The organism is Pseudoalteromonas sp. H71 (genome assembly GCF_001468485.1).
In the GTDB taxonomy this organism is placed as follows: domain Bacteria; phylum Pseudomonadota; class Gammaproteobacteria; order Enterobacterales; family Alteromonadaceae; genus Pseudoalteromonas.
The window spans coordinates 92,405-100,990 of sequence record NZ_LODI01000024.1 but is presented as its reverse complement, the minus strand read 5'-3'; the positions used below and the strand labels follow the sequence as shown (position 1 = coordinate 100,990).

Sequence of the window (8,586 nt, the reverse complement as noted above, 5' to 3'; positions counted from 1 at the left end):
CGTAATTGATGGCTTTACTCAAGCGTGGTCTTTAGTTGCTATGGTGGCATTTATATCTATGCTATGTGACAGAGCGTTTAGCGCAACACATTATGCGTTATTGGCATCGCTGGGGAACTTGGGTAGAACATTACTTTCGAGCTACAGCGGTGTAGTGATTGATGATTGGCTGATGGGAAATTGGTCGTTATTTTTTGTTTTAACCGCTTTAATGGTGATCCCTTCTTTACTGTTTTTGTATGCAATAAGACATAAACTTTATGAGCTTGAGAAAAACTACCATAGTAATTATTAGGCTTAATGCATCCATGCATTAATATTTTGCTTAGCACATTTAATATGCCCTAAATGAACTAAGCAATACACTATTAATCTACTTTAAGCAGGCTTAGTGCTTCATGTGGGTCAACTTCAAGCGCAGTACAATAACGAACAAACTCAACCACATCTAAACGGCGTTCTTGATTTTCAATTTTGCCGATAAATGAGTGAGGTGTTCCAAGCACTTGTGCAAGGCTTCTCATTGTGTGGCCTTTTTCATGGCGTTTACTTTTAAGCCATGTTGTTAACTTAGCGTTCTCTTCTGAAGAAACAGTTTTCCCCATCATTTTACATCTCCTACTAGACGATTAGACAACCCCACAAAAGCAGCAGTCGTTATCATAGCTGTAGGCAAGTAAGCAGTAACTTATGTTTTAAATAGCAATCTATCGCTTCTTAAAGCACTTGTTGCTACTCACTCCCACCCACATAGCTAAAAAATGACGCTTAAAATGTGGTAAAAGATTTTTGTTATTAGAATGAAATTTTGCCCGTCTCATTCTTGGATACATTATATACTATTAACACTTTGGTTAAATAGTTAATTGTCTTTTCAACTCAAAATCAACCTAGGCAAACATTTACAAACACTGAATATTTCAGCTAAGTTATCAAAATCATTAAAAATAAATTTAATATTCTTAAAATATTAGCACACAATTTTTATAACAAATTTATTTCATATTAACGTTTTATGTTTAATATTAGACAATAATCAACGCAGAAAAGGTTACATAATGTTCAGGCTTCTTTTTTTATTACCTATTATTTTATGCGCAGGGTGGTACTTTTTCTTGCGTCACAATGGGGTTCCTATTAAGCAAGGTAAGAAAGGCTTTCTATATATTTTAGCGCTGTCGGCATTTGTATTAGGTTTTTTTGTATTAATAATGCAAATAACAGAGTACGCTCCCACTAATTTATAGGCATTAAAAAAGCCGCTAATGCGGCTTTTTATATATTGTTCTGTATTTATACACTGAAGCTTGCGCCACACCCACACGTCGTGGTTGCGTTCGGGTTAGATACAAAAAAGCGCGCGCCTTCTAAGCCCTCAGTATAGTCAACCACACCATCAACTAAATATTGAATGCTCATGGGATCAACCACTAAAGTTACGCCATTTTTAACAATTTCTAAATCGCCTGGGTTTGCTTTTTCATCAAAAGTAAAACCGTACTGAAAGCCAGAACACCCACCACCGGTTACGTAAACACGCAGTTTCAGTTCCGGGTTTTCTTCTTCGTCGATTAATTGTTTAACACGAACAGCAGCGGCATCGCTAAACTGAATTGGTAATTCTTCTGACATTTTAAAACCCTCAATATCGTAATGGTGTGATTATCCAATACCCGAGTGTTTTAATCAAGTATAGTCAATTAACGCTTTGCTCTAAGTTATATCCATAAATACATTAAAAAAATGTCTGAATATCAGTTATGTGTACTAAAAAATACAGCACTTTAATATGCAACGAGTGGCATATTAAATGAGTAATTATTTTAACTAAAAAGCCTTAGTTTTACTATTTTCCCTAAATAGTTAATTTAAGCTAATAATTTTATAAAATCACAAGGACTTAGTGGTTGGCTTTTGCTAAAATACAGCTGAAAAATGCACTGAGGAAATAATGCATGTGGCTGGAGCAGCTCAGGCGTCGACTCGCACAACCTAAAACATCTGTACAATTATGCCTATTAGGCGTAGTTGCTGGGTTAATTGCTGCATTTTTTATTATTTTATTCCGCCTTACAATTCTTTTTTTTCAAAGCTTATTTTTAGAAACACCAGACGACTTCACAACCTTACCTACACTTGAACGCGTTTTAATGCCTTTAATTGCCGCATTTTTAATTGCTTCATTTGCAGCTTTTACTGGTTTCAAACATTATCGGTTAGGTATCCCATTCGTAATTCATCGCATTAAACGTCACTACGGACAAATGCCTTTATACAATACGCTCAACCAATTTGTTGGGGGTGCTCTGGCATTAATCAGTGGCTTTTCGGTTGGACGTGAAGGTCCATCTGTTCATATGGGAGCGACTGGAGCCAGTATTTTAGCCGATAAACTCCACCTGCCTCACAATGCCATGCGTACATTAAGCGGCTGTGGTGTTGCTGCGGGTATTGCAGCATCCTTTAATACACCTCTTGCCGCCGTTATTTTTGTTATGGAAGTGGTGTTAAGAGAATATAAAGTTCATATTTTTGTGCCTATTATGCTTGCTGCAGTAACAGGCGCGCTTGCTACTCAGTTCGTCTTTGGCGAAGGGTCAGAGCTTGCACTCATAACAATTGCTCCTTTGAGTGGCTGGCACTATCCATATTTAATTTTATGCGGCATGGCACTGGGTGCGATAGCATACAGTTTTAATCAAAACTTAATGTTAATTATTAAAACCTTTAAACCTTTAAGCATGTTCCCTCGTTTACTCATTGCAGGTTGTATTGCAAGTTTGATTGCTTATGCCGTTCCTCAAGCTATGGGCTCAGGTATGAGTGCAATCGCTATAGCGGTGGAGTCTCCTGATAACGTTCAGCTACTTACCACTATCTTGATTGCAAAATTACTAGCCACGCTATTTGCGATAGGTTTAGGTATTCCGGGTGGTTTAATTGGTCCCGTTATTGGTCTAGGCGTTTTAGTAGGAACGATGATGGCATTTTTTGCCCAGTTTATTAGCCCAGGTACTGATATCGCTGGTACCTACGGTGTATTGGGCATGGCAGGATTAATGGCCGCGACATTACATGCACCACTTGCCGCGTTAACAACAGTGATGGAGCTTACATCGTCGCCTGAAATAATTGTACCGGCCATGCTTGTTATAACAACGGCTTATGTAACCGCATTACAAGTATTTGGTAATCGCTCTATATTTTTGCAGCAACTAGATTTTCAGGGCCTTCCCTATCATGTTTCGCCCGCCACTGAGGCACTACAAAAAGTGGGGATAATGGATGATATGGATGAAAACTTTAAATTGCTTTTTTCAAACGACAAAGAGCAAATAAAAAATACGCTCGACGCTATGGATAGCCAAACACCGCTCATTGTGTTTGACGAAGAAAACGGTTATCGCCTCGCGGAATACGATTTAAGCTTAATGTCTGACCAAGCAATAAATCTTAACTATGTAAATTTACAAGGTATTAGCAGTCAAGCAACGTTAGCTGATGCCTTTGATATGCTAAAAGACAAGCGAAGTGGCGCTTTGTACGTGCATAATCTACTAGATAATCAACAAATAATGGGCTTATTACGTTGGGATCAAATTCATCATATTTTGACCATTCGTAACAGCTTACTATAAATAATAAGGGTTACTATGAGCGCATTACTGATTTATAAAACGCTGCATATATTTTTTATGATTGCATGGTTTGCAGGCATTTTTTACTTACCACGATTATTTGTTTACCACGCAATGAGCCAAGAGCGTGCATGTAACTCTATGCTAAAAGTAATGGAACGCAGGCTCCTTTATTTTGTAACGCCATTTGCTATTTTAACGGCCCTTTTTGGTGTACTGACAATTGTTGAATATGGTCGTGAATGGTTTAAATACAGCATGTGGCTGCACTACAAGCTTGTACTGGTCATTATTTTATATTTGTATCATGCGTACTGTTTTAAATTATTAGCCGACTTTAAACACGACAGAAATACTAAAACAGATCGTTTTTACCGAATTTTTAATGAATTACCTGTTATCGCGCTGCTTATTATAGTTGCACTGGCAGTAATTAAACCGAGCCTTTAAGCGCTTTGGTATAACAAAATACCATATTAATTACATACTATTTGAAATCTAATATGCGCGATTGCGTGCCCCATTTTATGGATTATCGCGCCCTTTTGAAAAACTAGGAATAACCCCATGTTAAGTTTCCAAGGTGAACATATTCTGTCTGTTAATCAGTTAGACAGAGACTGCATTGAACGTATTTTTGCAGTAGCAAAAAAGATGGAGCCTTACGCTAAAAAGCAAAAGCAAACAACGGTACTTGAAGGCGCTATTTTAGCTAATTTGTTTTTTGAACCTAGCACACGTACACGCGTTAGCTTTGGTACTGCGTTTAACCTGCTCGGTGGAGGCGTGCGTGAAACAACCGGCATGCAAAGTTCAGCCCTTGCTAAAGGTGAGTCTTTGTACGATACAGCGCGTGTTATATCAGCTTATGCAGATGCAGTGGCAATGCGCCACCCAGATGCAGGTTCGGTTAGTGAATTTGCCGAAGGCTGTACCGTCCCAGTTATCAATGGCGGTGACGGCCCAAATGAACACCCTACTCAAGCACTGCTCGACCTACTAACGATTGAACGTGAGTTACATCGATTTGATCAAAACATTGATGGCATGCACATCGCTTTGGTTGGCGATTTGAAATATGGCCGTACTGTTCATTCGTTATCAAAACTATTGTGTCATTACAAAAACGTTAAATTTTCAATGGTGGCACCCGATGGCTTGCAAATGCCAACCAGTATTTTAGATGCAGTAGAAAACGCTGGCCATAAAATTGAACTAGTTAACAAAATGGAAGGGAATTTAGCGGCTGATATTGTGTATCAAACACGTATTCAAGAAGAACGCTTTCCATCTCAAGAAGAAGCAAACAAATACCGTGGCGGATTTAGAATTAGCCAGTCAATTTACAACGCACACTGTAAGCCTAATTCGGTGCTTATGCATCCGCTTCCTCGTGATAGTCGAACTGAAGCTAACGAGCTTGATAACGACTTAAACAGCAACGACAATTTAGCTATATTTCGCCAAGTACAAAACGGCGTATTAATTCGTATGGCATTGTTTGCTTTAACGCTCGGCGTAGAAAATAAAGTTGAGCAATATGAAGTAGACGTGCCTTGGTTTAGCCGCAAACGCGACAGCTAACCTTTTTTTAAGTGACAATTTATAGGATTTTTCATGACAATTAGCCAAGACTTATTTGAACGCGCTCAAACCTCTATTCCTGGTGGCGTAAACTCACCAGTGCGCGCTTTTAATGGCGTAGGTGGCACACCACTATTTATTACAAAAGCAGAAGGTGCATTTACGTTTGATGCCGATGGTAATCGTTATATTGATTACGTTGGTTCGTGGGGGCCTATGATCATGGGCCACAATCACCCTGCTATAAAGCAAGCGGTTCATGAAGCAGTTGAAAACGGCCTAAGCTATGGCGCGCCAACTGAAGCTGAAATTTTAATGGCTGAGAAAGTAAAAGCACTTGTACCGTCAATTGAAAAAGTACGCATGGTTAGTTCTGGTACCGAAGCAACAATGAGCGCAATTCGCTTAGCACGTGGATTTACAAACCGCGATAAAATCCTAAAATTTGAAGGCTGTTACCATGGCCATGCCGATTCGCTTTTGGTTAAAGCGGGCTCGGGTGCTTTAACTATGGGCGTGCCTAATTCACCAGGTATTCCTGAAGATTTTGCTAAACATACATTAACAGTATCGTTTAATAATATTGAAGAAGTAAAAGCAATTTTTGAAAAATACGCAGACGAAATTGCCTGTATTATCGTTGAACCTGTAGCGGGTAACATGAACTGCATTCCACCTGTTGAAGGCTTTTTAGAAGGTCTACGTGCAGTATGTGATGAATACAAGTCGGTACTTATTTTTGATGAAGTAATGACAGGTTTTCGCGTAGCATTAGGTGGCGCGCAAGCATATTACAACATAAAGCCAGACTTAACCTGTTTAGGTAAAGTTATTGGCGGCGGCATGCCGGTCGGCGCATTTGGCGGTAAAACCGAGATTATGGATTACATTGCGCCTGTTGGCCCAGTATATCAAGCAGGCACACTGTCGGGTAATCCAATTGCTATGGCTGCAGGTTTAAAATCATTAGAGCTATTAAGTGAACCGGGTTTACACGATAAACTGGAAGCGATTTCAAAAGCCATATGCGAAGGCTTTGAAGCAGGCGCTAAAAAAGCGGGTATCGCTCTTACAACAAACTACGCGGGCGGGATGTATGGCTTTTTCTTTACTGACGCAGAAAAAGTAACCACTTACAAACAAGCGACTGAGTGTGACCTAGAGCGTTTTAAACGCTTTTTCCATTTAATGCTTGAAGAAGGTGTATACCTTGCACCGTCAGCATTTGAGGCTGGATTTGTATGTGCTGCACACACAGAGCAGGAAGTACAAAATACTATAGCCGCAGCTGAGCGTTGTTTTGCTAAACTTTAATCGTTAACGCTGCCAAAAATATTTTATTTATTCATATTTAAAATTGGTTGTTCAAGCTAAAGATTGAAAAAAGCCCACTAAGGGCTTTTTTTTATTTGTAAAGTAACATAATTGAATGATAATTAAGCGTAACAAGGTCTAGTTGTCTTCACCCTACTTTATTAATTACAAGAGAATCTTATGTCTGGATTACGGCAGTTTGCTGCGCCTGCAACGCGATTAATGGCGAACCTAAAATACAAAGCAAAAATAAGTATTACATTTGGTATTCTCTTGATCCCACTTGCACTGAGCATGTTTTTTCTTGTGTCGTTGTTGAGCAAAAGTATTCATGTATCAAAAATGGAACAACAAGGCTTAAAAGGCTATCAGGCAATACTCACTAACCAAATAAAGGGTGAAACGGACAAAAACATCAATATAGCAAGAGCACTAGGCTTCAAAATAAATGACAATAAAGCCGAAGATGTTCTTGAGCTTGTGTCAATTCAATCTAATTTAGCGCTTGATAGTCAACTGGCCAGTGCCTATTTAAATCGCGCGTTGGTAACCCGTGTCCCTGCTTTTATCACTCAAATAAACCTAACCGCCGCGAGCGCAAATACAGTAATGAACAATAACCAATTTACCCCAGATACCTTTATTGCACTTTCAAACCTAAGTAAATCGTTACCCCAATTTGAGCAGCAACTTTTGAAAACACTCGCTATTGCAACGTCAGCGGATAAATCGGTAAATAAAGTGCTTTCTCCCACTTTAAATGAACTACAAAAATCAGTCTCAGCATTTAAGAACGCGATAGATAAAAAACTACTTGAACCCGACGACATAGAGTTAACTCAGCGTGAATTTTCAGCACTCACTGACAATGTTCAAAAAAATATTAGCGCTTTAATCAACACAAGTATCCCAACTTTAGAGTCGTTAATTAGCAATAAAATAAAAGGTCAGCAGTGGACCCGAAACACCGTATTAGTTGCCTCAATAATGAGTTTATTATTTGCACTTTATTTAATGGTTGGATTTTATTTTGCAGTCGTTGATACCATCAGTCGATTCTCCAAAGCAGCCACTAAGGCCGCTAACGGTGATCTAAATTCAACTCTTAACTTACATGGTAATGACGAAATGAGTGTTATTGCTGAGCAGTACAACGCCCTACTTAGTGCCTTTTCACATTTACTTTCAGATGTTAAAACCAGCACAAAAGCACTCTGCGATGCCACTAAGTCTCTTTCGCATGCCAGTAGCCAAACTAGCGACGACGTAATAAAACAGCAAACGCGGGTAAATGCAATTAGCCATGCATTAAGCGATATGGCGCAAACTGCACATGCAATTGAAGAATCGGCTCATCAAGCAACCCTCACCGCTCAAAATGCCGCAGAGCATGTAAAACAAGGGTCGAGTAATACCATGGAGCTTGCTCAATATATGCAAGACTTAAAAATGGAGTTTACCGAAAGCCAACAAGCACTCGACCGACTAGCCCAAGATAGCCAAGAAATAAGCAAAGTCAGTAAAGGGATCAGTGAAATTGCCGACCAAACAAACTTATTAGCGCTAAATGCAGCAATTGAAGCGGCCAGAGCCGGTGAACACGGACGAGGTTTTGCGGTAGTCGCAGATGAGGTAAGAACACTTGCGTTACGTACTCAAACACAAACACAAGAAATTCACCAAATTATCAGCTCTTTGCAAAAAGCATCTGACGATACACAAGTGAAAATGCGTTCAAGCGTTGAAAAAATGGAGTTATCTGTTGAAGCCGCAAACCAAACAAATACGGTACTGCAAAGTGCGGAAAGTAGTATGGGTGATATAAAGCATCAAGGCGAGGTAATCGCTGAACGAGTTAAACAACAAGCCAATGCGACAACTCAGGCTCTAAATGACTCGCAAGAAGTAAATAACTTGGCTGACCATACACTCGTCTCAGCACAATCAACGCTGCAAGACGCAGAGGAGCTCTCACGCTTATCGAACGACTTAACAACGTCAGTGCGCTTTTTTAAATCTTAGTTATTAATATCTATAAACAACACAGCCG

The 8,586-nt window shown here is 39.4% G+C and carries 8 protein-coding genes and 1 pseudogene; 7 read left to right on the top strand and 2 right to left on the bottom strand.

The features are described from left to right. Positions 1 to 295: pseudogene (locus ATS71_RS19060) on the top strand (AmpG family muropeptide MFS transporter); the annotation flags it as partial. A gap of 73 nt (positions 296 to 368) precedes the next feature. On the opposite strand, the gene ATS71_RS11700 reads toward ATS71_RS19060, so the two are convergent. Continuing rightward, positions 369 to 608: a helix-turn-helix domain-containing protein gene (locus tag ATS71_RS11700; protein WP_006791502.1), complete on the bottom strand. Its 240-nt coding sequence runs from the start codon at positions 606 to 608 to the stop codon at positions 369 to 371. A 450-nt stretch (positions 609 to 1,058) separates the two neighbouring features. Here ATS71_RS11700 and ATS71_RS11695 point away from each other — a divergent pair, with 450 nt between their 5' ends. Continuing rightward, a complete protein-coding gene (locus ATS71_RS11695) occupies positions 1,059 to 1,247 on the top strand; it encodes a hypothetical protein (RefSeq protein WP_058404988.1) in 189 nt (62 codons plus the stop codon). Positions 1,248 to 1,293: 46 nt separating this feature from the next. Here ATS71_RS11695 and erpA read toward each other — a convergent pair whose 3' ends face one another. Next, positions 1,294 to 1,632 carry an iron-sulfur cluster insertion protein ErpA gene (gene erpA / locus ATS71_RS11690; RefSeq protein WP_006791504.1) on the bottom strand — a complete coding sequence of 113 codons (339 nt, stop codon included), beginning with the start codon at positions 1,630 to 1,632 and terminating at the stop codon, positions 1,294 to 1,296. A gap of 323 nt (positions 1,633 to 1,955) precedes the next feature. Here erpA and ATS71_RS11685 point away from each other — a divergent pair, with 323 nt between their 5' ends. From ATS71_RS11685 to ATS71_RS11665, 5 genes are all read left to right on the top strand, one after another. Beyond that, positions 1,956 to 3,638: a chloride channel protein gene (locus ATS71_RS11685; RefSeq protein ID WP_058404987.1), complete on the top strand. Its 1,683-nt coding sequence runs from the start codon at positions 1,956 to 1,958 to the stop codon at positions 3,636 to 3,638. Between the two features lie 15 nt (positions 3,639 to 3,653). Beyond that, positions 3,654 to 4,088 (top strand): CopD family protein, encoded by a 435-nt coding sequence (locus ATS71_RS11680; protein WP_058404986.1) that lies wholly within the window; start codon positions 3,654 to 3,656, stop codon positions 4,086 to 4,088. A 117-nt stretch (positions 4,089 to 4,205) separates the two neighbouring features. Next, on the top strand, positions 4,206 to 5,222 hold the full coding sequence (locus ATS71_RS11675; protein WP_006791507.1) for an aspartate carbamoyltransferase: 1,017 nt from the start codon (positions 4,206 to 4,208) through the stop codon (positions 5,220 to 5,222). Between the two features lie 33 nt (positions 5,223 to 5,255). Then, on the top strand, positions 5,256 to 6,536 hold the full coding sequence (hemL, locus tag ATS71_RS11670) for a glutamate-1-semialdehyde 2,1-aminomutase (RefSeq protein WP_058404985.1): 1,281 nt from the start codon (positions 5,256 to 5,258) through the stop codon (positions 6,534 to 6,536). 180 nt (positions 6,537 to 6,716) lie between these two features. Further along, on the top strand, positions 6,717 to 8,558 hold the full coding sequence (locus tag ATS71_RS11665; RefSeq protein ID WP_058404984.1) for a methyl-accepting chemotaxis protein: 1,842 nt from the start codon (positions 6,717 to 6,719) through the stop codon (positions 8,556 to 8,558). Positions 8,559 to 8,586: the final 28 nt, after the last annotated feature.